At 70.9% G+C, this 24,772-nt stretch carries 24 protein-coding genes and 1 pseudogene; 15 read left to right on the top strand and 10 right to left on the bottom strand.

Annotated features, from left to right (window positions below; translation table 11 throughout):
- Positions 1–18: 18 nt before the first annotated feature.
- Positions 19–1,041: a DUF4037 domain-containing protein gene (locus tag ABGA98_RS43720; RefSeq protein ID WP_347624386.1), complete on the bottom strand. Its 1,023-nt coding sequence runs from the start codon at positions 1,039–1,041 to the stop codon at positions 19–21.
- Positions 1,042–1,201: 160 nt separating this feature from the next.
- Positions 1,202–2,101 (bottom strand): LysR family transcriptional regulator, encoded by a 900-nt coding sequence (locus ABGA98_RS43715; protein WP_347624385.1) that lies wholly within the window; start codon positions 2,099–2,101, stop codon positions 1,202–1,204.
- Positions 2,102–2,181: 80 nt separating this feature from the next.
- Here ABGA98_RS43715 and ABGA98_RS43710 point away from each other — a divergent pair, with 80 nt between their 5' ends.
- The 3 genes from ABGA98_RS43710 to ABGA98_RS43700 all read left to right on the top strand — a co-directional run bounded on the left by ABGA98_RS43710 (position 2,182) and on the right by ABGA98_RS43700 (position 5,150).
- Complete coding sequence (locus tag ABGA98_RS43710; RefSeq protein WP_347624384.1) at positions 2,182–3,435, top strand: MFS transporter; 1,254 nt, start codon at positions 2,182–2,184, stop codon at positions 3,433–3,435.
- 2 nt (positions 3,436–3,437) lie between these two features.
- Positions 3,438–4,331: an SDR family oxidoreductase gene (locus ABGA98_RS43705; protein WP_347624383.1), complete on the top strand. Its 894-nt coding sequence runs from the start codon at positions 3,438–3,440 to the stop codon at positions 4,329–4,331.
- A gap of 120 nt (positions 4,332–4,451) precedes the next feature.
- Positions 4,452–5,150, top strand: coding sequence for a TetR/AcrR family transcriptional regulator (locus tag ABGA98_RS43700; protein ID WP_347624382.1), 699 nt, complete (start codon positions 4,452–4,454; stop codon positions 5,148–5,150).
- Here ABGA98_RS43700 and ABGA98_RS43695 read toward each other — a convergent pair.
- From ABGA98_RS43695 to ABGA98_RS43685, 3 genes are all read right to left on the bottom strand, one after another.
- A complete protein-coding gene (locus ABGA98_RS43695) occupies positions 5,108–5,866 on the bottom strand; it encodes a GNAT family N-acetyltransferase (protein WP_347624381.1) in 759 nt (252 codons plus the stop codon). The two genes, ABGA98_RS43700 and ABGA98_RS43695, sit on opposite strands and share 43 nt — an antisense overlap.
- Complete coding sequence (purB, locus tag ABGA98_RS43690) at positions 5,863–7,293, bottom strand: adenylosuccinate lyase (RefSeq protein ID WP_347624380.1); 1,431 nt, start codon at positions 7,291–7,293, stop codon at positions 5,863–5,865. The genes ABGA98_RS43695 and purB overlap by 4 nt, the downstream gene beginning before the upstream one ends.
- Before the next feature lie 296 nt (positions 7,294–7,589).
- Entirely contained in the window at positions 7,590–10,856 is a 3,267-nt protein-coding gene (locus ABGA98_RS43685; RefSeq protein WP_347624379.1) for an efflux RND transporter permease subunit, read from the bottom strand.
- A gap of 105 nt (positions 10,857–10,961) precedes the next feature.
- On the opposite strand from ABGA98_RS43685, the gene ABGA98_RS43680 reads away from it, so the two are divergent.
- Positions 10,962–11,426 (top strand): MarR family transcriptional regulator, encoded by a 465-nt coding sequence (locus ABGA98_RS43680; protein WP_347624378.1) that lies wholly within the window; start codon positions 10,962–10,964, stop codon positions 11,424–11,426.
- 66 nt (positions 11,427–11,492) lie between these two features.
- Here the strand turns inward: ABGA98_RS43680 and ABGA98_RS43675 are convergent, their stop codons facing one another.
- Positions 11,493–13,811 (bottom strand): ATP-binding domain-containing protein, encoded by a 2,319-nt coding sequence (locus ABGA98_RS43675; RefSeq protein ID WP_347624377.1) that lies wholly within the window; start codon positions 13,809–13,811, stop codon positions 11,493–11,495.
- Between the two features lie 391 nt (positions 13,812–14,202).
- On the opposite strand from ABGA98_RS43675, the gene ABGA98_RS43670 reads away from it, so the two are divergent.
- Both ABGA98_RS43670 and ABGA98_RS43665 read left to right on the top strand, forming a co-directional pair.
- Positions 14,203–14,565 carry a DUF488 family protein gene (locus ABGA98_RS43670; protein ID WP_347624376.1) on the top strand — a complete coding sequence of 121 codons (363 nt, stop codon included), beginning with the start codon at positions 14,203–14,205 and terminating at the stop codon, positions 14,563–14,565.
- A gap of 58 nt (positions 14,566–14,623) precedes the next feature.
- Positions 14,624–15,385, top strand: coding sequence for an SDR family oxidoreductase (locus ABGA98_RS43665; protein ID WP_347624375.1), 762 nt, complete (start codon positions 14,624–14,626; stop codon positions 15,383–15,385).
- A gap of 297 nt (positions 15,386–15,682) precedes the next feature.
- Here ABGA98_RS43665 and ABGA98_RS43660 read toward each other — a convergent pair whose 3' ends face one another.
- Positions 15,683–16,642, bottom strand: coding sequence for a hypothetical protein (locus ABGA98_RS43660; protein ID WP_347624374.1), 960 nt, complete (start codon positions 16,640–16,642; stop codon positions 15,683–15,685).
- Positions 16,643–17,044: 402 nt separating this feature from the next.
- Here ABGA98_RS43660 and ABGA98_RS43655 point away from each other — a divergent pair, with 402 nt between their 5' ends.
- The 4 genes from ABGA98_RS43655 (at position 17,045) to ABGA98_RS43640 (ending at position 18,647) form a co-directional block, all read left to right on the top strand.
- Positions 17,045–17,593: a dihydrofolate reductase family protein gene (locus ABGA98_RS43655; protein WP_347624373.1), complete on the top strand. Its 549-nt coding sequence runs from the start codon at positions 17,045–17,047 to the stop codon at positions 17,591–17,593.
- Positions 17,594–17,684: 91 nt separating this feature from the next.
- Positions 17,685–18,047, top strand: coding sequence for a cupin domain-containing protein (locus ABGA98_RS43650; protein ID WP_347624372.1), 363 nt, complete (start codon positions 17,685–17,687; stop codon positions 18,045–18,047).
- Between the two features lie 148 nt (positions 18,048–18,195).
- Positions 18,196–18,339 carry a DUF4158 domain-containing protein gene (locus ABGA98_RS43645; protein WP_347624371.1) on the top strand — a complete coding sequence of 48 codons (144 nt, stop codon included), beginning with the start codon at positions 18,196–18,198 and terminating at the stop codon, positions 18,337–18,339.
- Between the two features lie 38 nt (positions 18,340–18,377).
- Positions 18,378–18,647: a DUF4158 domain-containing protein gene (locus ABGA98_RS43640; protein WP_347624370.1), complete on the top strand. Its 270-nt coding sequence runs from the start codon at positions 18,378–18,380 to the stop codon at positions 18,645–18,647.
- 29 nt (positions 18,648–18,676) lie between these two features.
- On the opposite strand, the gene ABGA98_RS43635 is transcribed toward ABGA98_RS43640, so the two are convergent.
- The gene (locus ABGA98_RS43635) at positions 18,677–19,315 is read right to left on the bottom strand and encodes a response regulator transcription factor (RefSeq protein ID WP_347624369.1); all 639 of its coding nucleotides are present in this window, start codon (positions 19,313–19,315) and stop codon (positions 18,677–18,679) included.
- A gap of 296 nt (positions 19,316–19,611) precedes the next feature.
- Positions 19,612–20,736: a histidine kinase gene (locus ABGA98_RS43630; RefSeq protein ID WP_347624368.1), complete on the bottom strand. Its 1,125-nt coding sequence runs from the start codon at positions 20,734–20,736 to the stop codon at positions 19,612–19,614.
- On the opposite strand from ABGA98_RS43630, the pseudogene ABGA98_RS43625 reads away from it, so the two are divergent.
- The 3 genes and pseudogenes from ABGA98_RS43625 to ABGA98_RS43615 all read left to right on the top strand — a co-directional run bounded on the left by ABGA98_RS43625 (position 20,686) and on the right by ABGA98_RS43615 (position 21,996).
- Positions 20,686–21,345: pseudogene (locus ABGA98_RS43625) on the top strand (Tn3 family transposase). The gene ABGA98_RS43630 and the pseudogene ABGA98_RS43625 sit on opposite strands and share 51 nt — an antisense overlap.
- Positions 21,296–21,445 carry a hypothetical protein gene (locus tag ABGA98_RS43620; protein WP_347624439.1) on the top strand — a complete coding sequence of 50 codons (150 nt, stop codon included), beginning with the start codon at positions 21,296–21,298 and terminating at the stop codon, positions 21,443–21,445. The pseudogene ABGA98_RS43625 and the gene ABGA98_RS43620 overlap by 50 nt, the downstream one beginning before the upstream one ends.
- A gap of 161 nt (positions 21,446–21,606) precedes the next feature.
- Positions 21,607–21,996, top strand: coding sequence for a recombinase family protein (locus ABGA98_RS43615; RefSeq protein ID WP_347624367.1), 390 nt, complete (start codon positions 21,607–21,609; stop codon positions 21,994–21,996).
- Between the two features lie 55 nt (positions 21,997–22,051).
- Here ABGA98_RS43615 and ABGA98_RS43610 read toward each other — a convergent pair whose 3' ends face one another.
- Positions 22,052–22,723, bottom strand: coding sequence for a DUF998 domain-containing protein (locus ABGA98_RS43610; protein ID WP_347624366.1), 672 nt, complete (start codon positions 22,721–22,723; stop codon positions 22,052–22,054).
- 125 nt (positions 22,724–22,848) lie between these two features.
- Between ABGA98_RS43610 and ABGA98_RS43605 the strand changes: the two genes are divergently transcribed.
- Complete coding sequence (locus ABGA98_RS43605) at positions 22,849–23,304, top strand: transcriptional regulator (protein ID WP_347624365.1); 456 nt, start codon at positions 22,849–22,851, stop codon at positions 23,302–23,304.
- Positions 23,301–24,473, top strand: coding sequence for an FAD-dependent monooxygenase (locus tag ABGA98_RS43600; RefSeq protein ID WP_347624364.1), 1,173 nt, complete (start codon positions 23,301–23,303; stop codon positions 24,471–24,473). The genes ABGA98_RS43605 and ABGA98_RS43600 overlap by 4 nt, the downstream gene beginning before the upstream one ends.
- The last annotated feature ends 299 nt before the right edge of the window (positions 24,474–24,772 follow it).

Below are 24,772 nucleotides of genomic sequence, written 5' to 3'. Positions count from 1 at the left end.
GTCAGGTCCCTCAGACCGTCACGTGCCCAGTCGCAGGGCCGCGGCCGCCGCGGCCCGCGCCCTGCCCGGCGCCACCAGCAGGTCCGTCGAATCCGACAGCTGATCCACGCACCCGACCACCGGCAATCCCTTGATCACCGGGTCGGTCACCGACGCCATCAGCGCATCGGCGAACCGGTCCCCGCCGATCACCTGGAACGGCCGGTCGTAGAACCCGCGCACCCCCTCATCCAGCCATCCGGCCAGCCGCGTGCGGTTCTGCAGCGCCGCCACCCGCGCGTACGCCGCCGCCAGCGCCGCGTCGCGCTCACGCCATGACCGGGCGGCCAGCGCCGCCCCCAGCGACTCCCCCAGCTCGGTCGAGCCCGGCATGCGCGCCAGCGCGCTGCCGAGCCACTTGGCGTACGGCGGGTAGCGCCGCCGCAGCAGCAGCGCCAGCCGCATCACCTCCCGCGCCAGCCGCGCTCCCACCACCGCCGACCCCAGTTCGTCGCCCACCTCGCCGCACCGGCCGGGAAACGGCTCCTCCTGCGCGATCCGCCGCCACTGGCACGCCAGGACGTAACGCCACACGTCATCGGGATACCAGCTCAGCGCCGCCCTGGCCGTCTCCAGCCCGCCCAGTTCCCCCAGCCCGTCGTGGAAGACCTCGCCGCACGTCACCTCCGCCAGGCTCTGCCACGGGGCCGACAGCCAGTCCAGCAGCGACACCCCCTGCCTCGGGTCGAACCCCAGCCGCCCGGCCAGCCACCGCCCCGCCTCCGTCACCGTCACCCCGGAGCGCACCTGCCCGTGATAGGCGAACACCGTCGGGAACCCGCCGAACCGGTCCGGAAGGCCCTCCTCCACCGCCGCCCGCACCTCGGCCACCTGCTCGCCCGGCACGAACAGCAGCACCCGCGGCCCCCAGTCATGGTCGGTGGAGCGGGCGGTGTCGAATGCCAGCACCTCCGAGCCCGGCCCGATCAACGCGGCGCTGTGCGTGACCCCGGGGATCAGCGGCGCCACCGCATCCCGGTAGAAGGCCCGCGACAACTCCATTCCAGGTACAAAATCGGACATCACGCCGTCCACTGTGCACCAGCGCCGCCGGAACCTCACCCCAATTTCCCGCCGCCGCCCCCAGCACGGGTCACCGGCGACGAGAGCCCTGCCGCAGCCCTGCCGCAGCCCTGCCGCAGCCCTGCCGCAGCCCTGCCGCTCACGCGCCGGAACCCGTCTCGGCCGGCTGCGGTGAGACGCCCAGCGCGGACAGAAAGGCCGCGGCGGCGGGAGAGGGCTGGTGCCGGCTCCAGATGAGGTGCTCCACGCGGGCCGGAGCGTCGCTGAGCCGGACGACGGGCAGGTCGGGGAGCTGGGGAACGAAAGCCGCCGGCAACATCCCGATCCCCAGCCCCTGCCGGACCAGGCGAGCCATGAAGTCGGGGGTCGACACTTCGAAGGCGACCTCGCGCGGCACCCCCGCCGCCGCGAAGGCCTCGTCCGATTGGATCCGCCCGGCGGTGCCCGCGGGGAAGTCGACGAACTGTTCGTCCGCCAGCCTGCGCAGCTTCACCCGCTCCTCGCCGGCCAGCGGGTGGCCGGGCGCGACCACGGCGACGAGGTCGCCGCGTGCCAGCTCGCGGCCGCGGACCCCCATGGGCCGGACGCCCGAGGGAAGCCCCAGGAAAGCGACGTCCAGCGTGCCCTGCCGCACCCGTTCGACGAACTCCTCGCTCGCGCCGGAACGGAGGCTGATCCGCACCTCCCGGTGGCGCAGGTGGAACCGCCGCAGCGCGATCGGCAGGTCGACCGCCGTGACGGTGGGGATGGCGCCGATGGCGAGCCGGCCGCGGATCTCGCCCGCGGCGGCCGCCACCTCGGCCCGGGCCCGTTCGGCGGCGTCGAGAGCCTGGCGGGCGGCGGGAAGGAACGCCTCGCCCGCCGCGGTCAACCGGACGCGGCGGCTGGTGCGGTCGAACAGCCTGGCGCCCAGCTCACGCTCCAACCGCGCGATCTGATGGCTCAGCGCGGACTGGACGACCAGGCACTGCTCGGCCGCGCGGGTGAAGTTGCTCGTCTCCGCGACCGCGACGACGTAGCGCATCTGCTGAAGCTCCATACATCAATCTTGAACCACGATTGAACCGATGACGAACATGCATTGGACTCATCGATCGGGTATCCCCGAGGCTGGGGTGCATGACGACGACACCCCATCGTGATGGCGGCCTGTCGCCCTGGCTGCTCCTGCTCATGTCGGTGGCGACCGGGCTGGCGGTCGCGGGCAACTACTTCGCGCAGCCGCTGCTCGACCTGATCGGCCAGGAACTGGGCCTCGGACCCTCGCTGGCGGCGCTGACGGTGACGGCCGCGCAGGCCGGGTACGCGCTGGGGCTGATCCTGCTGGTGCCGCTCGGCGACCTGATGGAGCGGCGGCGGCTCGCCGTGGCCCTCTACGCGGCGACCGCGCTGTTCCTGCTGGTGTCGGCCACCGCGGCCGAAGGCACGGTGCTCCTGGTGAGCACGGCCCTGACCGGGCTGGCCTCGGTCGGAGCGCAGGTCGTGGTGCCGTTCGCGGCGACGCTTGCGGCCCCGGCCGAACGTGGCCGGGTGGTCGGCACCGTGATGACCGGGTTGATGCTCGGCCTGTTGCTGGCGCGCACCGCGTCCGGAACGCTGTCGGAGCTGGGCGGCTGGCGGACGGTCTACTGGGTGAACGCGGTCCTGATGGCGCTGACGGCGGTGTTGCTGCGGATCTTCCTGCCCCGGCTCGGCGGCGACGGCGGGCGCCTGACCTACCCCGAACTGCTGCGCTCGACGGTGGCGATGTTCCGGTACGAGCCGCTGCTGCGGTGGCGGGCGGGCATCGGCGCCCTGAGCCTGGCGTCGTTCAGCGTGCTGTGGACGGCGCTGACGTTCCTGCTGGTGGAATCGCCGTACGCGTGGACGGAGTCCGCCATCGGCCTCTTCGGCCTGGTCGGCGTCGCGGGTGCGCTGACCGCCACGGTGGCCGGGCGGCTGGCCGACCGCGGGCTCGTCCAGATCGTGACCGGCGCGGGAGCGGTCCTGCTGGCGGTGTCCTGGCTGGCCATCGCCGCCGGGGCGCGCTCCCTGGTGTGGCTGCTCGCCGGCGTGATCGTGCTGGATCTGGCGCACCAGGCGGTGCTCAACAGCAGCCAGAACGTTGTCTACGCGCTCCGGCCGCAGGCCCGTAACCGGATCAACTCCGCGTTCATGACCTCCTTCTTCGTCGGCGGCGCGGTGGGCTCCGCGCTGACCTCGGTGGTCTGGGTGCACGGAGGCTGGACCGGCGTGTGCGTCCTGGGCGCCGCCCTCTCGACGGGCACCGTCGTGCTCTGGGCCCTGGAGCGCATCACCACCAGCCGCGCCGGCGGGAAACCCCCGCGGCCCACGGCTCACCCGGCACCAGCCGGCTCTACCAAAGGAGAATGAACGTGTCACGCACCGTGTTGATCACCGGAGCGACCGGAACCGTGTCCACCGCGCTGATGAACGCGCTGGAAGGAGCCGAGATCGGCCTTCGCGCCCTCGTCCGCGACGAGTCCAGGGCGCACGGCCTGCGCGAGCGGGGAGCCGAGGTCGTCGCCGGCGACCTCGATGACGCCCGGTCGCTGCCGCCCGCCTTCGAGGGCGTGCACGACCTGTGGCTGCTCACTCCGAACAGCCCGCGCGCTCCGGAGAACAGCATGAACGCCGTGTGGGCCGCACGCCAGGCCGGAGTGGAGCGCATCGTACGGCTGTCCGTGGTCGGCGCCGCGCACGACGCACCCAACCGCAGTGGCAGGCTGCACGCGCTGTCCGACCAGGAGATCGAACGGTGCGGCCTGCGCTGGACGATCCTGCGCCCGCACTGGTTCATGCAGAACCTGCTGAACGAGGCGGGCACCATCGCCGCCACCGGCACGTTCTCGCTGAACATGGCCTCGGCCCGAATCGGCATGATCGACGTACGCGACATCGCCGAGTGCGCCGCCCGCGTGATCCTCGACGGCCCCGACCGCCACCACGGCCAGACCTACACCCTCACCGGCCCGCGCTCGCTGACGTTCGGCGAGGTGGCGCAGGCCTTGAGCCGCGCTCTGGGCAGGCCGATCGCCTACCTGCCGGTCAGCGACGACGCCAAGCGCGAGACGCTGCTCGGCCACGGTGTTCCGCGATGGATCGTCGACATGCTGCAGGAGTACGCGCAGGCGTACGTCTCCGGCTGGGGAGACGTCACCACCGATGCGGTGGCCACCGTTGCCGGCCGCCCCCCGCGCGACATCGCCGGCTTCGCCCGCGACCACGCCGCAGCGTTCGCCCGGACCGGATCCGCCACCGCGTACTGACCTGTCGGGGAGCGGCGGCCGTCCCGAGGCCGGAGCCGGAGTCTCCTCCGCCCGCGACCCCGGGGCGGAGGACATGACGGGCGGACCCCAAAGGATCGAACCGCCCGGTACCATCCGGGTATGCCGGTTCCCAAAGGCTCGACGCTCGACCCGGAGCGCACACGCGCCACCATCCTCCACGCGGCGACCGCGGTGCTGTACGAGCGCGGACTCGACGGCATCGGCGTCGCCGAGCTGTGCACCCGCATCGGCGTGTCCAAGGAGACGCTCTACCGGCACTTCGGCACCAAGGACGGCCTCGTGGAGGCCGTGCTCAAGGCCCGCAGCGAGCGGGTGACGCACTGGCTCGTCAAAGCTGTCTCGGACGCCGGGAACGACCCCCGCGACCAGCTCGCCGCAGTGTTCGACGCCCTGCAGCAGTGGTACGACCGCCCGCTCTTCCGCGGCTGCGCGATGCTGAACGCGGCCGCCCAGCACCATGTCGAGGCCGTTCGCGCCATCACCACACGCCACCTCGACCGCTACCTGGACCTCCTGACCGGTATCGCCGACCGCGCCGGAGCAGCCCAACCACACCTGCTGGGGCGTCAGCTGCTCATGCTGGTCGAGGGCGCCACCGTCGTCGCCGCACATCACGACGCGACCGGCGCGGGCGAGCACGCCCGCCAAGCCGCGCTCACCCTGCTGTCCGCCGCCTCCCAGACCAGCCCCAGCCGAAACGGCCGACCGTCCCCGCCGCGCCCACCCGCACCAGGCACGGACCGTGCGGAGCTCGGTCAGCCCGCCGCCCGGCAGGCCGCCACCCGCCGCCTGCGGTAGCCGAGCCGCTCGTACACCCGGATGGCCGCCGGATTGTCGTCGTCGACCATGAGCGCCGCCCGCCCGTAGGCCGCCACCAGCTCCCGCGACACCCACCGGCACACCCGGCCCGCCAGCCCCCTGCCGCGATGACGGGCCCGCGTCGCCACCCCCGCCAGCAACCCCACCGTGGGCGCCGACCAGGCGTCGGCCGCCACAGCCGCCAGTTCCCCACCGGCCCGCACACCCGCCCAGCGCCGCACCCCCGCCAGGCCGGGCACCGCGTACGACAAGGGCGCCTCGGCGGCCAGCAGCGCCGCGACCTGCTCGATGTCGTCGTCCTCCAGCCACCCGGCCCCGCCGATACCGCCGTCCGTGCCGTCCGTGCCGTCCGTGCCCGCAACGTCCGTGTCCAGGCTCATCCACGAGAACCGCCCGGCCACCTGCAGCCCGTCCAGCCTGGCCGTCACCTCCCGCATCAACGCCGCCTCACCCAGCGGCCGGTACGACGGGCCCAGCTCCGCCAGCGCATGGCGTACCAGCTCGGCGGCGTGCACGGCACCACCCCGCACCGCGAGCCGGTCCCGCCGCGACACCCGCGGGCAGGCCGCCACCACCGCCTCGCCCAGCACCCACGCCCGCGCGCCGCCGCGCAACCCCTGCGCCGCCCACACCACCAGATCGTCGTCCCCGCAGGCCGCCCGCACCTCGGCCACGGAGCGGAGCTCACGGATCACAGAATGGCGCCGGGCCGGTACGCGGCCGCCTCCGGATGCTCCGCCACAACCTCGTCCACCTGCCGCACGACCGCCGCCACCTGGTCGCCGGCCGCGCCCGTGAACGACACCCGGTCGGCCAGCAACTCCTCCAGCGCCGGGCGGCCGAGAGGGAACCGTTCGTCGCCGGCCAGCCGATCGAGCAGGTCGTTGGCGGCTCCGCGCGAACGCATCGCCAGCGCCGCCGCCACGGCGTGCTCCTTGACCAGCTCGTGCGCCTGCTCACGCCCCACCCCGGCACGCACCGCCGCCATCAGCATCTTCGTCGTCGCCAGGAACGGCAGGTAACGGTCAAGCTCCGACGCGATCACCGCGGGGAACGCGCCGAACTCGTCCAGCACCGTCAGCGTCGTCTCCACCAGCCCATCGAAGGCGAAGAACGCGTCCGGCAGCGCCACCCGGCGCACCACCGAGCAGGACACGTCGCCCTCGTTCCACTGGTCACCCGCCAGCTCCCCCACCATGGACGCGTAGCCGCGCAGCACGACCGCCAGGCCATTGACCCGCTCGCAGGAGCGGGTGTTCATCTTGTGCGGCATCGCCGACGAGCCGACCTGCCCCTCCTTGAACCCCTCGGTGACCAGCTCGTGCCCGGCCATCAGCCGGATCGTCCTGGCCAGCGAGGACGGCGACGCCGCCAGCTGCACCAGCGCGGTGACCACCTCGTAGTCGAGCGAGCGCGGATAGACCTGCCCCACGCTGGTGAACCGGCGCGCGAACCCCAGATGGGCGGCGACCCGCTCCTCCAGCCCGGCCAGCTTCCCGCGATCACCGCCCAGCAGGTCGAGCATGTCCTGGGCGGTACCCACCGGACCCTTGACCCCGCGCAGCGGATAGCGGCCGATCAACTCCTCCAGCCGCCGGTAGGCCACCAGCAACTCCTCGGCCGCCGTCGCGAAACGCTTGCCCACAGTAGTGGCCTGCGCCGCCACGTTGTGCGAGCGGCCGGCGACCACCGTGGCCTCATGCTCCACGGCCAGACGGGCCAGACGGGCCAGCAGCGCCACCGTCCGGTCGCGCACCAGCATAAGACTGTCACGCACCTGCAACTGCTCGACGTTCTCCGTCAGGTCGCGCGAGGTCATGCCCTTGTGCACCTGCTCGTGCCCGGCCAGCGCGTTGAACTCCTCGATGCGCGCCTTGACGTCATGCCGGGTCACCCGCTCGCGCGCCGCGATCGAGCCCAGATCGACCTGCTCGACCACCTTGTCATAATCGGCGATGGCCCCCTCGGGCACCGTCACCCCCAGCTCGGCCTGGGCGCGCAACACCGCCAGCCACAACCGCCGCTCAGCGACGATCTTGTATTCGGCGGACCACAGGCGAGCCAGCTCAGGCGAGGCATAACGAGCGGCCAGGACATCGGGGATACGCGGCTTGGCAGTCACGTTCGACAAGTCTATTCACACGCCCGCCCCCGCCGGGCGCGCAGGGGCCCCGCTCCCGGCGGGGGCGGCACCAACACCCGAAGCACCGGCCCGGTCGTAGAACATCAGGGCGCGCCGCCCGTCGTCGAAGACCATAACGCCGACGTGATCTCCTCGCCCCACGTCGTAGAGGTGGACGACGCCGCTTCCGCGCCCGCCCGCGTGAGTGATGTCCACGTAGCCGCGAGCGAGCCCGGCCCGATGTCAGACCCGGCCGGGCACCTCAACCCCGGCGACCTTCCGCCGCCGGGACACCCTCACGCCGGATGACCGGCCAGATCCTGCGCCCCCGCGCCGTCGGCGTCCTGCCGCACCCGCGGACCCACCGGCCCCCGCCCCTGGCCGCCCTCGCGCGTCACCACGACGTACAACGTCGGCACCAGAACCAGCGTCAACAACGTCGACGAGATCAGACCACCGATCACCACGATCGCCAGCGGCTGCGAGATGAAACCACCCGAACCCGTCACCCCCAGCGCCATCGGCGTCAACGCGCAGATCGTGGCCACCGCCGTCATCAGAATGGGCCGCAACCTGCGCCGGCCACCCTCGATCACCGCCTCCACCACACCCATCCCCTGATCCCTGTACTGGTTGATCAGATCGATCAGCACGATCGCGTTCGTCACCACGATGCCGATCAGCATCAACATGCCGATCAACGCCGGCACCCCCAGCGCCGTGTCCGTGGCCACCAGCAACCCGACCGCGCCCGTCGCCGCGAACGGGACCGACACCAGCAGGATCACCGGCTGGACGAAACTGCGGAACGCCGCCACCATGATCAGGAAAACGATCGCGATCGCCGCCAGCATCGCCAAGCCCAGATCGGCGAACGCGTCAGCCTGATCAGCCGACACACCACCGATCTCGTACGACACCCCCGCGGCCAGCGACAACCCCTCCAGCTTCGTCGTCAACGCCTGCGTCACACTCCCCAGATCCGCCGCGTCCGCCTTGGCCGACACCGTCGCCGACCGCTCACCGTCGATCCTCGTCACCTGCGTCGGCCCCGCCACCTGCCGCACATCCGCCACCGACGACAACGTCACCATCCCGGCAGGCGTCGGCAGCTTCAAACCCTCGATCGCCTCGACGTCGTCCGGCGCGTCAGCCCCCCGCAGCACCAGATCGCTCGCCCGCCCGTCCAGCACGATCTGCCCCAGCGGCGCGCCACGGAACGCCTGCGCCACCGCCTGCCCCACCTGCGCCTCCGACAGGCCCCGCTCGGCGGCCTCCTCACGATCGACCACCACCTCGACCCGCGGCGCACTCGACTCCAGGTCCGACGACACATCCTTCAACCCGGAAACCTCACCCATCGCCGCCGCCACCGTGCCGCTCGCCGCACGCAACGCCTCAGCGTCGGACGCCTGCACGATCACGTCGATCGTGTCGGAGGAGAACCCGGCCCCCTGCGCCCCCACCGTGACCTCGCCGACCCCCGACAGGCCCGCCACCCCATCGCGCAGCACCCGCTCGACCTTCACGGTGTCGGCACCCTCCTCAAGAGTCACCGAGTACGAGGCCCGATCCGCGCCACCGCCGACCGCCCCGCCCGACATCGCGTTCCCGCCGCCCACGTTCACCTGGTACGTCTCCACGCCGTCCAGGCCCGCCAGCACCTCCTCGACCTTCCGCGCCGCCTCGTCGGTGGTCTTCAGGTCGGTGCCCACCGGCATCCGCTGCGACACAGAGATCGTGTTCTGCCCCGAGGCGTCCAGGAAGTTCGTCTGCAACCCGCCCGCCAGCCCCATCGTGCCGACGAACACCGCCACCCCGATCAGCACCGTCACCAGCTTGAACCGGGTCGCGAACCGCAGCACGGGAAGGTAGGACCGCTGCAACGGCGAGCGCAACTCCTTCGCCTCGGCCTCCTCACGCTGCTTGCGCGCCTGCTCCGGCGTCAGCGCGGGCGCCTTCAAAAACCAGTACGCCAGCACCGGCACCACCGTCAGCGACACCACCAGCGAAGCCAGCAACGCCACCGCCACCGTGATCGCGAACGGGCTGAACAACTCGCCCACCATGCCGCCCACGACCGCGATCGGCGCGAACACCGCAACCGTGGTCAGCGTCGAAGCCGTCACCGCCCCCGACACCTCGCGCACCGCCGTCAAGATCGCCTGAAGCTTCGCCTCGCCATAACCCAGATGCCGCTTGATGTTCTCCAGCACCACGATCGAGTCGTCGACCACGCGGCCCACCGCGATCGTCAGCGCCCCCAGCGTCAGCATGTTCAGCGAATAGTCGCCCGCCCACAACACCAGCAGCGCGATCACCACCGACAGCGGAATCGACACCGCCGTCACCAGCGTCGACCGCACCGACAACAGGAACACCAGGATCACCAGAACCGCGAACACCAGACCCAGCAGACCCTCAGTGGTCAGGCTCTCGATCGACTCCTCCACATACGGCGCCTGGTCGAACACCACCGACACCGCCGTGTCCGACGAGTCGCCCAGCGCCCTGGTCAGCTCCGGCAGCTTCTCCCGGACCTCGTGCGAGATCGCCACCGCGTTGCCGTCGGGCGTCATCGTCACCGCCACGCCCAGGCTCGACCTGCCGTCCGTACGGGTGAGCGTCGTCGCCTCCGCCAGCCCACGCTTGATCTCCGCGACATCACCCAGCTTCACCGGCTTGAGCGGCTTCGGCCTGGCCGGCTGCTGCGCGACCGCCCCCTGACCCGGCCGGCCCGGCGCCTGCGCCTGCCCCTGCTGCGGGCTCTGCTGCTGAGACGGGGACCGGCCCTGCTGCTGAGACTGCTGAGGAGTCGCCGCCGGCTGCGCAGGCGTCAGATACAGGCTCTCCAACTTCGACACCGAGTCGACCCGCGAACCCACCTGGACCGTCAGCGCCTTACCGTCATCGATCAGCGTCCCCGCCGGGATCGGCGTGCCGTTCGCCTTCAGCACCTCGGGAATCTGCGCCGCCGACACCCCCGCCAGCGCCATCTTCCTGGCATCCGGCTCGATCGTCACGACCTCCTCGCGGGTGCCCGTGACCGACACCTCACGCACGCCCTCAACGCCCTGCACCTCCGGCACCAGGATCCGGCGCAGCTTGTCGGCCATCGACCGCTCGTCACCGCCGTCGCCCACCGCCAGCACCAGCACCGGGATGTCATCGGTGTTGCCCGCCACCACCTGAGGCTCAACGCCCTCCGGCAACGTCACCCGGCTGATGGCCTGCTGCATCTTGTTCACCGACGACTCCACGTCGGTGCCGTACTCGAAGGCCACCTGGATCTGCGCCAGGCCCTCCTTCGAGGTCGAGGTCATCTGCTCCATCCCGGCGAGCCCCTGGAAGGAATCCTCGATCGGCTTGGTGACCTGGTCCTCGACGATCTCCGGCGAGGCCCCGGCGAACGGCGCCACCACGAACGCGCCGGGGAACGACAAGGACGGCAGCAACTGCTGTTTCAACTGAGGGATGGCGAACACGCCGAACGCGCTGAGCACCACCGCGATCAGGATCACAAGGCTGCGGTTGACCAGGCTCAACCGGGCGAAAGCGGTCATGAGGTCCCCTCCAAGAGTTCGCCACAGACTAACACTTCGCCTGATACGAATATTTAGACAAACCGAGCCTTCCTGATAACCTTCTCAGGAAGGCGAGAGGTGAGTGTGAGCAGCGAACGCGAAGACCTGATCCACCGGATCACCGAAACCCAGCGTGGCCTCGGGCGACTGTTCGCCCAGCACCACTCCCCCCTGTTCACCTCCAACCTCACCATGCGACAGCTCAAGGTCGTCATGCTCCTGGCGATCAACGGCTCCTCCTCCGGCCAGGAGCTCGCCCACGCGCTCGGCGTCGGCCTCGGCACCGTCACCGGCATCGTCGACCGCCTCGTCGCCCAGGGCCTTGCCGACCGGCACGAAGACCCCCACGACCGGCGCGTACGCCGCGTCCAGCTCACCCCCGAGGGCACCGCCCTCATCGAAGAGATCAACAACGCCGGCCACGAACACTACCGCCGCATCATGGACCACCTCGACCTGGAGACGCTGCGCGCCCTCGACCACGTCACCCGCACCATCCGCGACGTCGCCACCGACCTCACCCCGGACCACGACACCTGCCGGCAGTAGCGTCCGCGGGCGTCGCCGAGGGGTGTGTGATGTGGACCATGATCGTTCAGATCCGGGCCATCGCCTTTACAAAGTAAATTCCTGGGTCAGCCGGGACAACACCTCCGGCAGATCACCCTCGTGCACCACCGTCAGCCGCCGCGTCGCCCGCGTCACCGCGACGTAGAGGTCCTGCCCGCCCATCGGCGACTGGTCCAGGATGCCCTGCGGATCCACCACCACGACCGCGTCGAACTCCAGCCCCTTGGCCTGCCCCACCGTCAGCACCACCACCGGCGCCTCCAGATCCCCCTCCGGAAACAACCGCGCCACCTCGGCGTGCCGCGCGTCGGGCGTCACCACGCCCACCCGGCCCGCACCCGCCTCGGCGCCGGTCTCCGGGCCCACCTCGGCGCCGACCTTTGCCAGCTCCGCCGCCACGAGCACCGGCAGATCCGCCGCTGCGAGGCGCACCGCCCGCGGCTCCGCCCCGCCCGACCGCACCGACTCGGGCGGCTCCTGCTCGGGCGCGAACGCCCGCAGTACGTCAGCCGCCACCCGCATGATCTCCACCGGCGTGCGGTAGTTCACCAGCAGCCGCTCCACCCGCCAGCGGCCCTCCAGATAGGGGTCGAGCACCTCACCCCACGAACGCGCCCCCGCCGCCGACCCCGTCTGCGCCAGATCGCCCACCACGGTCAGCGACTTCGCCGGCACCCGCCGCATGACCATCCGCCAGGCCATCGGCGACAACTCCTGCGCCTCGTCCACGATCACGTGCCCGTAGGCCCACGAGCGGTCGGCCGCCGCCCGGTCGGCCGTGGTCAGGCCCGAGCCGTCGTCGGCGTGCCGCTCGGCCAGCACGTCGGCCCGCTCGAAGATGCCCTGCTCGGCCACGCCCGTCGACTCCAGCACCTCCCGGGCGTAGCGCTCCTGCTCGGCCCACTCCTGGCCGGCCTCCCTGGCCGCGACCCTCCGGGCCGAGTCGTCCTCGCCCAGCAGCTCGGCCGCCTCGTCCAGCAGCGGCACGTCGCCCGGCGTCCAGGCGGAGCCGGGCGGGCGTACCAGCCCCTGCCAGGCCAGGCCCGCCGGAGCGACCGACCGCAACGTCTCCGCCGACGACAGCAGATCGCCGATCAGACGCTGCGGCGTCAGCTCCGGCCACAGGCCGTCCACCGCGCGCCGGATCTCCGGTTCGCCCCACAACCGCCGCGAGGCCAGCTCCAGGTCGATCTCGTCGAGGTCGGCCTCCAGATCGAGCGGCTCGACCAGCTCCGGATCGTCCACCTCCAGCTCCTCGATGTGCAGCGACTCCTCCAGCGCCCGGGCCTCCGCCCTGGCCAGCTCCTTCAGCAGCTCGCTCACGTACAGCTTGCGCGCCATGTTGTGCGGCAGCCGCACCGCCCGCGCCCGCGCCCGCAACCGCGCGCACACCTCATACGGCACCCGCAGCCGCAGCCCGTCCAGCTCCACGACCAGCTCGCCGTCCGGCACCGCCTGGCGCAGCTCCAGCGCCCTGGCCACCACCCCGGCCATGCGCGGATCACCCTTGGCCACCGCCGCGGCCGGGGAGTCGGCCGCGCGCGCCCGCACGCCCGGGAACATCTCCCCCACCGTGGCCATCACCACCTGCGTCTCCCCCAGCGCCGGCAGCACCTGGCTGATGTAGCGCAGGAACATCGGGTTGGGGCCCACCACCAGCACCCCGCGCCGCTCCAGCGTGTCGCGGTGCGTGTAGAGCAGATACGCCGCCCGGTGCAGCGCCGCCACCGTCTTGCCGGTGCCGGGACCGCCCTGCACCACCAGCGCCCCCTGCAGCGAGGAACGGATCACCCGGTCCTGCTCGGTCTGGATGGTGGCCACCACGTCGCCCATCCGGCCCGTCCGCCCCCGGCGCAACGCCGCCAGCAGCGCCGCCTCGCCCACCAGCGTGCGCCGGTCGCCGTCGCTCATGCCGTCCAGGTCGAACACCTCGTCGTCGATGCCGGCCACCGTACGGTCCTTCAGGTGCAGGTGCCGGCGGCGCACCAGCCCACCCGGATCGGTGGCCGTGGCCACGTAGAACGGCCGCGCCGCCGGCGCCCGCCAGTCGATCAGCACCGACTCGTGCTCCTCGTCACGCAGGCCGATCCTGCCGATGTACGTGCTCCGCCCGGAGCCGTCGTCGATGCGGCCGAAGCACAGGCCCCGCTCGACCGCGTTCAGCTGGGCCAGCCGCCGCGCCTGCTCCGAGGCCATCGCCTCGCGCTCGACCATCGCCTGGCGGGTGCCGGTCGCCCTGCCGTACGCCGTGCGCAGCGCCTCCTCCGCCCGCCGCCGGGCGGCGTCGAGCCGGCCGTACAGCCACGACACGACACGCTGCTCACTGTCAAGGGCTTGCGCGAAACCATCTTGACGATTAGTCATTCGGTGGTATGCTCCTGACGGGAGGGCTGTAAACGCTGATGCCGGGTAAGGCAGCATTCGAGCTTAACCCTCCGCGCGTCCGCGCGCAATCCCCCGGCTGATCGGCCGGCCGCAGAGACATCGGCCCTGTTCTTCTCGTAGGCAGGGGCCCGACGCTCCTCCAGTATCCCCTCTCGTGTCCCGACGATCATGGGTGCTCTGGGCCGCGGGTGCACCTGCGCGGGCGCAAGCTCGTCCACCAGTCGCCGGACCAGCCCGACGGCGCCGTGGAACTGTTCGTCATGGTGTTCCCCGGTGAGCGGAAGAATCCGGCCGTCTGCCGATGAAGGGGCGGCTGCTCGTCGTCGCCCGGTGGCAGCCTCGTATCGTCGTGAGTGAGGAGGCGACGACGATGGCTGAGACGACCACGATCCACGTGCGCCGCGTCTACGACGAGCCCACCGGCGATGACGGCACCCGGGTGCTGGTCGACCGGGTCTGGCCGCGCGGAATGGCCAAAGACCGGGCCCACCTCGACGAATGGTGCAAACAAGTCGCGCCCTCGGCGGAGCTGCGCACCTGGTACGCGCACGACCCCGAGCGCTTCGAGGAGTTCGCCCGCCGCTACCGCAGCGAGCTCAACGACCCCGAACGCGCCCAGGCTCTCGCCCACCTGCGCGAACTCGCCGCCAACCGGCCGCTCACCCTGCTCACCTCGACCAGACGACCCGAGATCAGCCAGGCGGCCGTGCTCGCCGACGTGCTCAGCACGTAGGCCCGACGGTCGGCCCGTGCCTCGGTCCCGCTGAGGCGGGATGCTAGTTTGACGCTCCATGTCGGACTATCTGCGCGACCTCTTCTCCCTGCACGGCCGGCGCGCTTTGGTCACCGGCGGCAGCTCCGGGATCGGGTACGTCATCGCCGAGGCCGTCGGCCGTGCCGGAGCCGAGGTCGTGGTGGTCGCCCGCAGGCAGGGCGCCTTGGACGAGGCCGTCACCCGCCTGCGCGAGCACGGCGTCACCGCCTCCTCGATCAGCGCCGACCTCGGCGAGCGTGGCGACGTCGAGCGGGTCTGCGCCACCGCGGGCGCCATCGACATCCTGGTCAACGACGCAGGCAACAACATCCGCAAACCCATGGCCGACCTCACGGCCGACGACTACGAACGCACCCTGGCCGTGCACCTCACCGCGCCGTACCTGCTCGGCCAGCACTTCGGCCCCCAGATGGCAGGCCGCGGCTGGGGACGCATCATCAACATCGGCTCCCAGCAGTCGATCAGCGCCTTCGGCGACAGCGGGGTCTACGGCGCGGCCAAAGCCGCCCTCGCCGGGCTGACCCGCTCCCAGGCCGAGGCGTGGTCGGCCAGCGGCGTGTGCGTCAACACGATCATCCCCGGATTCGTGCTGACGCCGCTGACCGAACCGGCCCAGGCCGTGCCGGGCCGTGTCGAGGCACTCGCCGCCCGCCACATGACGGGCCGCAACGGCGTGCCCGAGGACTTCGCCGGGGCTGCGGTGTTTCTGGCCGGTGACGCCTCCGCATGTGTCACCGGCCAGATGCTCTTCGTCGACGGCGGATTTTCGGTGCACTGAGCCGGTGTGACGCCCCAGGCCCGCGCCTTTACTTTGTAGATTACTTACGGCGGATCTGGCGCACCCCATTTGCCAGGCGTCCATGACCAGCTCGTCGCCCTCGACCCTCGTCGACACCACTTCCGTCAGCTCGATCCGGAACAGGTGAGAGTCAGCCGCCGGCATCTCGAACGCCTCCAGCACCTGCGCGCCGCCAACCCGGGTGCCTGCCGCTCGAACTCCTGCCACGAAGCCATGGACCCCATCATGGACGACCGCACCGACAGAATCGGCCGGCGGCCACGGCCCCGGCACACGTCACCTGGCCAGCTCGTAAAGCTGCGACACCCGGCTGCCTTTCCTGGCATACACCCACACCCGGGTGGTGCCGGGCACCGGCGCCATATCCATGACCTCGGTCGGCCCCTCGGGCAGCGGATGCTCGGTCCACTGCCCGTCCTTGACGTGCAGCAGGTACGGCCGGCGACCCTGGACGGGGTTGGCCGCAATCCACACCCCTCCCTCTGTGTCCGCCCGCGCAACGGTCAGCGCGGTCCCGGGCATCGGGCGCTCCACCCGTCTCCACTGGCCGCCCTCCCAGTGCAGGACCACGCCCTCCTTCGCCACGGAGTGCATGCAGGCCCCGGGCTTCTCCACCAGGACCGAACCCACGGCCCAGGCGTCATCACGAGCAGGTAGGGCCAGGGCCCGGATCGCGAACCTCGGCCACCCCGTACTGACGCAGCCCGCGGTGGTGGACCTGGGGGACGGAGCGGGGACCTGGGGCAAAGGGTGAACGCTCCACCGCGAACCCTCCCACCGGATGGCCTGGGTCGCGCCGTCCGCCTGTTGGATCGCCCAGACCTGTCCCGGCCCGGAGGCGGCGACCCGCTCCAGCCACGCCGACCCCGCCTCGCCTTCGGGTTTCCGTACCGGCTTCCACTTGCCACCATCCCAGCGGTGCAGGTACCACCCTCCGTATTCGCCGACCTCGGCGAGCCACGCCTCCCCCTTGGCGGTGACCGCCATGTCCTTGCTGTCGAGGTCGCCGTAGGAAGATGACCGGGGACGTCTCACCCACTCACCCCGCGCCCACTGCCACACGCTGCCGGCCACCAGCCAGAGATCATCACCCGCCGGCGATGTCTCGAACCCGAAGCCGTACCCCGTCGTGCTGAAATCATCGGGCGGCTCCACGGCCCGCCAGGCACGCCCGTCCCACCGCATCATCAGCGACCTGCCGCCCGCGACGAACGCCCACGCTTCCCCCGAACTCATGGCAGCGATCGAGTGCCACCTATGTTCTCCGGCCCCGTTCCACGTGTGCGTCAGCCGCCACGACCCATCCGACGCCTCTGGCGTCTGAGCAGGTGATCCGGCGCTGGGAGCACACCCCACGAGCAGCAGAAGCAGTACCCAGGCCAGCCGCATACCGGCCAATCTTAGGACGCTTCGGATCGATCGCTTCCCGGGGCGGATCGAGCCGCCGACGCCGGGGCGCGGGCGGCGGTGGAGGCAGCCGCCACCTCGCCAACGCGGATTCGTGCGGCCGGTGACGCCGCGGGCAGGTCACCAGGGGGTCTCCGGCGAGCATGACCTGGCCAGGCGCACAGTTTGGCGTACCTCGCCCTTCTCCGTACATTAGTAAATGAATATCCGTTTACTAATGGGAGACCCTCCATGACCACCCGCCGCCCGTTCACCTGCTCGGTCTTCATCGGCATCAGCCTCGACGGGTTCATCGCCCGCGAGGACGGCGACCTTCACTGGCTCACCAGCCGGGGCGAGGCCGCCGGCGACGACCTCGGCTACAACGCGTTCATCAAGGACATCGACACCGTCGTCATGGGGCGCGGCACGTACGAACCCGGCCTGACCTACGATCCGTGGCCGCACGAGGACAAGCACGTAGCCGTGCTCAGCAGCACCCTGCCCGAGGACGCCGACCCCCGCGTCACCGTCCACCGCGACCTCGACGCGCTCCTGCGGCACCTGACCGAGCGCGGCGCCAAGGGCGTCTACGTCGACGGCGGCCAAGTGATCCGCACGTTCCTCCGTGCCGGGCTGATCGACGAGATGACCCTCACGACGGTCCCGGTGCTGCTGGGCACAGGGCTGCCCCTCTTCGGCCCGGTCGGCGGTGACATCCCGCTCGCCCACGTGTCGACGCAGGTGTTCGGCGCGGGCGTCGTCCAGTCCACCTACCGGGTCCACCACCCCTCCGCCTGAAACCCCCGCATTATGGCGTTCGCCCAGGTCAAGCGGCTTGTGACGGCATGTCGCCGGTGTAAGACTGGACCTGACGGGAGGGGGGAACGTCATGATCGAAGTCAAGAGCATCGACAAGCCCGACGAACGCCGCGACTTCCCGATGGGTCACCTGGAGGTGTGCAACCTCAGCGGGCTCACCTTCGGCGTCGCCACGTTCGAGCCGGGCTGGCGCTGGTCGGCCTCCGTCAAGCCGATCGCGGGGACGGACCTGTGCGAGGTCCACCACAACGGGTTCGTCGCCGAAGGGCGCCTGCGCATCCGCATGAACGACGGCACCGAGGCCGAGGTGGGCCCGGGCGAGGTCTTCGTCTGCCCGCCGGGACACGACGCCTGGGTCGTCGGCGACCAGCCGGCCGTCGTCTACGACTTCGCGGGCGGCGCCGCCGACTACGCCAAGGCCAGGAGCGGCTGATCGCACCGCTCACCGCCACATTCCGGCCCGCCCTCCCCCGGCGCCCACCCGGGGTCCGCCTGACATCTCACGGAGGACGGGCCGGGCCCACGGTACGGGGCCGCAACACGCCGTACGAGACGGGGGTTGAGGAACCCGGGAGCAGCCGTTGGCGCTTCGCCTGGGCGTAGCTGTCCAGATCGGGACGGTCCGGTACAAGGGGCTGTTTCTGGAGGATCCGCTGGCGCTGCCGTGGCCGGTGGTGGACTGTCTGGCCGAGCAGTTGGGGATTGGCGATCCCTCGCAGGTGTAGAGGTACGCCGAGCGGCCGAAGACGGCGTACGAGCACGCGTGGATGATCCGGGACGCCTACGGCTACCACGAGACTTCGACGACCGGGACTTGTGGGAGGGGCGGGTGCTGGCGAAGAGGTTCCGGACGTTCCCGCACGGATGGGCGTGGACGCATGCCGAGGGGCCGACGGCGCTGTTCGATCAGTCGGTGGCGTGGCTACGCCGGCATCGGGTGCTGCTACCCGGAGTGACGGTGCTGGAGCGCTTGGTGGCCAGTGTCCGCTTTCCTCGCATGCACGGTGTGCGGGCCGGCCTGGTGATGCGGTGACGCGGCCTGCGGTCACGGCGCGCGGGCGGCTAACGCGGCGTGACCAGGCGGGCCTCGTAGGCGGCGATGACGAGCTGGGCGCGGTCGCGGGCGTTGAGCTTGGCCAGCAGACGGCCGATATGCGTCTTCACGGTCCCCGGACTCACCTGGAGCTGCGCACTGAGCTCGGCGTTGGACAGTCCGTGGGCGACGAGGGTGAGCACCTCGCGCTCCCGGTCCGTCAACGTGTCGAGCCCGTGAAAGAGCTGCTGGGCCGGCCGCCGTACGAACTCCGCGATCAGCCTGGTGGTGACGGTCGGCGCGAGCAGCGTCTCACCCGACGCCACCACGCGGATCCCCTTCAACAGGTCGTCCGGAGGCGCGTCCTTGAGCAGGAACCCGCTGGCACCCGCCCGCAGCGCCGAATAGACATACTCATCGAGGTCGAACGTGGTCAGGATGAGCACCCGAGTGTCCCCGGCGATCTGCCCGGTCGCGGTGATGCCATCCATCTCGGGCATTCTGACGTCCATGAGCACCACGTCGGGTGACTCCGTACGTGCGAGCGCCACCGCCTCCCGCCCGTCGCCCGCCTCCCCGACCACGGTGAGATCGTCCTCCGAATCGATCAGCAAGCGGAAACTGCCGCGCAGGAGCGCCTGATCGTCGGCGATGAGCACCCGGATCACGAGCCTCCCCCTGCCGCACCCACCCCAACCAGGCCCGGCCCGGTCCGCGATCGTCCTCTCCGAACCCGCCGACTCCGCTTTTTCCAGCTCACGCTCAAGATTCTCGTCATCACGTCCATCATGGCCGATCCGCGCCTATCGCTCCCACCACGTCGATGCTGTTTCGGAACGCCGGCCATACGTACCTCCATGCGCCACTGCGGCACTGTGTCGAATGGCCCGCCGTTCGCGCACGCCCGCGCCCCGCCGGAACGCCCGGCGCTGCGCCCTTGTCCCTCCGCCGAAGTCCAGGCAGGTCAAGGGATCTCCCATGACGCGTGCACGCCGAACCCCGTTCCCGAGAGCGGGCCGGCCTCGAAGGTGCCGCCGTACAGCAGGGTCCGTTCGCGCATCCCCGCCAGCCCGTGCCCACCTGGCCGCCCCGGCAGCACCCGCTGCCCAGGCCCGTCGTCGACCACGGAGATCCGCAACCTTCCATCGGCGACCGACACGCTGGCCTGGCAGTGGGCGGGAGCGGCGTGCTTGACGACGTTGGTGATCGCCTCCTGGACGATGCGGTAAACGGCCGGCGCCATGCTGTCGGGCACGGTTCCGTCCACCGACAGGTCGACCTGCACGCCGGCCTCCGCCGCCTGGCGCGCCAGGGACGGCAGGTCGGCGAGCCGGGGGAGCGGCGCGCTGTCGGGCGCGCTGCCGGGTTCGCGCAGCACGCCGAGAAGATGGCGCATCTCCGCGAGCGAGCCGCGCCCGATCTCCTCGATGGCCCGCAACGCCTTGCGCCCTTCCTCCGGATGCTTGTCCAGGACCTTGGCCGCCACCCCCGCCTTGACGGTGATCACGCTCATCGAATGGGCGACGACGTCGTGCAGCTCGCGCGCGATCCGCAAGCGCTCGTCGGCCGCTGCCTGCTCGGCCTGCCTCCTGGCCTCGCGGGCGGCGAACTCGCGGCGGGTGCGCGCCGCCGTGCCGAGACTCCAGCTCGCCGCGAAGGCCAGCCAGGCCGCACCGAGGATGACGACGGGGTCGGGCCAGCCGTTCGCATATCGTGGTGAGCCCGAGATCGAGACCAGCAGCGAGCCTCCGTTGACGGTCGCGATCAGGTGAATGAGACGGCGTTTCGGCGAGGTGTTGAAGTCGAAGCCCTCGAAGGTGGCCTGCTGTTCGAAGCGGGCGCGGTGCAGGCGGCGCGCGAGCGCGTTGGTGTCGCGTCGGGTGATCTCGTCCTGGCAGAGGATCTGCAGGAAGTCCAGGTGCCCGAGGTCGCCGGCGTGGGCCTGGGCCAAGCGGGCGTCCAGGGTCTCCAGCATGCCGCTGAGCTTGAGAGCGCGCAGCACCGACTGCAGTGCGGTCAGGTCGACCAGGCTGGTGGCGTGCCCGGCCGGCGGCGCGCGGAAGCGCTCAAGCTGGAGGAGGCGGTGCACGATCGGCTGCCGCAGCGCGATCTGCTGGACATCCTCACCCGCACCGCCTACCAGCTGGGATGGCACCATCACTTCGGGCCTGCCTCCGGCTCAGACCCGAAGATCAAGGAAGCGCTCGGCCGGTATGTGCTCACGGTGTTCACCTACGGCACGCTGCTCGGTCCGGCCCAGGGCGCCGCGCACATGCGGGGCAAGGTCAGCGCCGCCGAGCTCGCTCTGGCCGCGAACAAGCACGCCACCAGCGAGAAGATCGCCAAAGCGTCCACCGCGGTGATCAACGCGTTCAACCAGCTCGACATCGCCTCGGTGTGGGGTGACGGCACGACCGTGGCCGCGGGGTGTGGGAGGCGGTCTACATCATCGAGGGGCTACTGAAGAACGCCTCGGAGATCCAGCCGGACACCATCCACGCGGACACGCAAGGCCAGTCATTGCCGGTCTTCGGCCTGGCCGCACTTCTGGGATTCGATCTGCTGCCCCTGTCACGCTGCTGCGCAGGCTCGGCAACCACTCCCGCAAGAACCGCCTCTACCGGGCCTTTCGGAAGCTCGGCCGCGCGGTGCCCACCATCACGCTGCTGCGCTATCTGTCGGATCCCGACCTGCGTGAGCAGATCACCCAGGTCACCAACCGCAACGGTAGACGTTTCTGGACACTGCCGGAGGCAGCCGGTGACCGTATGGGCGTACGCGCGCGTCTCGACGCGTGACCAGAACCCGCAGCTCCAGCTCGACGCCCTGGCGGCCAGCGGCTACGACAAGCTGGTCATGGAAAGGAGTCGGGCAAGCGCACCGTCGCGCGACCGGAGTGGGCGGCGCTCCTGCCGCTGCCCAAGGCGGGCGACACCCTGAAGTTCTGGAAGTCCGACCGATGGGGTCGGGTCGCTCGGCGGCACACGTGCTGACCACGGTCAATGAACTACGCGACCGCGGCATCACAGTGGTGTCGCTGACCGAGAACTTCGACCTGGGCACCAAGGGGGGCCGATTCATGTTCGCGGTCCTGGCCGCGGCCGCCGAGTACGAGCTGGAACTGCGCGCCGAGCGTCAAGCCGAGGGCATTGCCGCCGCCAGGCGCCGCGAAGCCACCGGCACCATGCTGCCCGGCAAGAAGAAGACCGGCCGCCCCCGCGCGGTCGGCCCGGCCGAGCTGGCCACGCTGCGCCACCTCGCCGACGACGGCGTCAGCGTCACCGAGGCCGCCCGCATCTTGCGGGTCTCCCGCAGCACGGCCTACGCCGCGCTCGCCGCCGGCCGGTAGGCTCAGGACTCCCGGAGCTCCGTCGGCAAGGCAGCAGGCCGTGCGGCTGGCATCGTCAAGTGCCGGACTTGGCCGGTTCTGCCTGCATCTCAGCTGGGCGACGCAGCAACCCTGTGGCGACGGCGATGATCCAGCAGAATCCGGCCAGCAGGGCGAGGTGCTCGAGAAAACCGGCCGGAGCGGGTCGCCAGATGCCGACCGTGTCGAGGCGGTAGGCGATGCCGGCGGCGAAGGCGAAGGCGATGACGAGAGAACCTGAAGTGCGCAGGTAGCGGGCCCAGCCGCGGCTGGGCCCGCCCAAGCGTCGGGCGAGGACGAAGGCAGCGCCGCTGGGGCCCGCGAACAAGGCGAGCCCGGCCGCCTGGTGAACGCCGCCGGCGGCGGTGAGGCCTTCCGGCTGTCCGGGCGGGTAACCGAGGGCAGGGTCAGTGGGCACCAGCCCAGCCACCGCCAGGCCAACGGCTGCGGTGGCGATGAGGACGGGCCCCCAAGTGGCGCCGCGGCCAGCATGCAGGGCCCGCCGCAAGCCCATGGCGAACAGGCCCAGAAGCAGAGCACCGAGCAGGAAGTTGGCGGTCTGTAGCCAGGCACGCTCGCCCGTGCCGAGCTGGCTGGCACCGTGATGCCACAGGCTGTAGCCGGGACGAGTGGCGCCGTCAACCCACAGCACGACCGGAACCAGGACGCTGGCAGCCAGGCCGCAGCGCAGCAGCCATGTGGTGGACATAAAGGGGAAACCCTCCTTGTTCTCCGCGACGCGCGTCGCGGGCCGACCAGACTTCCCGGCTCACCGTCTTGCTGGATACACGGACTTTAGCTCATACTGAAACTCGCGAAAAAATGGGGGTTCGTATGGCCGACGACGAACAACTACTGGAATGGGCCGAGCAGGTCGCCATGCATCTGGCACGCGATGGCGTGCCACCGATCGCCGGGCGGATCCTGGGCTGGCTGATGGTCTGCGATCCGCCAGAGCAGTCGGCAGGCCAGATCAGCACCACCATCGGCGCCAGCCGCGCGTCTTTGACCATGAACCTGCGGCTGCTAACCGGCATGGGCTTCCTCACATGGAGGACCCGGCCGGGCGACCGCACCATGTACTACCGGATGGCCGACGACGCCTGGCAGGCGGTGGTGCGGCAGCAGGTGGCGGGGATCGCCTCGTTCCTCGACATCACCCGCCAGGGCCTCGATCTGGTCGGCCCCGACGACGAACGGGCCGCACGCGTCCACCAAGCGCACGCCACCTTCGCGTGGATGGCCAAGGTGTTCGAACAGGCCCCACCGCTGAACAAGGAGGACTCATGACTGGCCACGCGATCGTGATCGGGGGCGGCATCGGCGGTCTGGCCGCCGCAGTCGCCCTGCGCCGCATCGGCTGGCAGGTGGAGGTGCTGGAGCGCGTGCACGCCTTCGGCGAGGTGGGTGCCGGCTTGTCGCAATCGCCCAACGCGATGCGTGCCCTGGCCGAACTCGGCCTGGCCGAACAGGCCGAAGCGACGAGCATGCCGACCTGGGCCACCCACACCATGCGCCTGCCCTCAGGCCGCCACCTGATGCGCGCCCCCACCGGCCAGAACCCGCCGCTGCGCGCCTTCCGCCGCGCCGCCCTGCATCGGCTGCTCCGACAGGCGCTGCCCGAGGACGTGGTGCACACCGGCGTCAAGGTCACCGGCCTGGCCCAGGACTCCGAGAAGGTGACCGTCACCTACGCCGCCGGCCGGCAAGACGCCGACCTGGTCGTCGGCGCCGACGGAATCCACAGCCTCACCCGCCGACTGCTGTGGCCGCAGGCCCCCGGCCCGCGCTTCCTCGGCTACACCGCCTGGCTCGGCCTTGCCGACACCTCCATCCCGGTGAGCGGCAGCATGACCCTGGGCCGCGGCTGCTACTTCCTCATCCACCCCATCGCGCCGGGCCAGGTCTACTGGGCGCTGGGCACAAGCACCGACCAGCCCGGCGTCCGCTTCGACGACGAACTGGGGCAAGTGCGGCGGCACGTCGCCGGCTGGCACGACCCGATCCCCGCCCTCCTGCAGGCCACACCGCCCGAACAGGTCCGCCACATCGACATCCACGACCTACCCGATTTGCCTGCCTACACCAGCGGCCGGATCGCCCTTCTCGGCGACGCCGCCCACGCCATGAGCCCTGATCGCGGCCAAGGCGCCGGCCAATCGATCGAAGATGCCGTCGTCCTGGCCGCCGCCCTTGCCAGCAACGCTTCCGTACCCGCGGCGCTGGACGCCTATGATGCCCAACGCCGCCCCCGCACCCAGGCCACCGCCCGCAATGCTCACCAGGCCGGTCTTCAAGTGATCAACGCCGGGCCGATCACCCATGTCCTGACTGCTCTCGCCCTCCAGCTCACTCCCTCTACGCTGTGGGCGCACCTCGCACCCCGCACGCTCGGTCCCCTGTGGGACTGGACACCCCCGACCCTGCCAGCAACGCCTGACGCACTCCCACATGGCTGACCCGCCCGAGGCTCCCGAAGGCCGAGCTACCCGAACTCGGGAAACCGTCACCCACCAGCGTGAACGCCAAGATCCTAGTGACGGAGATCAAGCACGCGGCCCGTTTCCGCCGTATTCCGGTGGCACCCCTGCAGGGCACTCCGGACATCCGTGCAGACGACTTCGGAAACTGAGAGTGCGTTCCGCGAGCTTATGTCCGTGATGTCGCAGTGTGATCGTATGGATTTGTAGCGTTACCGCCGGTCGTCAGGGCAGGATGTGCTGGGATGGCCGCGTGACCGAGCGCAAGCCGTACCCCA

Source organism: Nonomuraea sp. B1E8, assembly GCF_039871515.1.
In the GTDB taxonomy this organism is placed as follows: domain Bacteria; phylum Actinomycetota; class Actinomycetes; order Streptosporangiales; family Streptosporangiaceae; genus Nonomuraea.
Note: the sequence above shows the minus strand (reverse complement) of the source record. Positions and strands in the feature narration are given on the sequence as shown.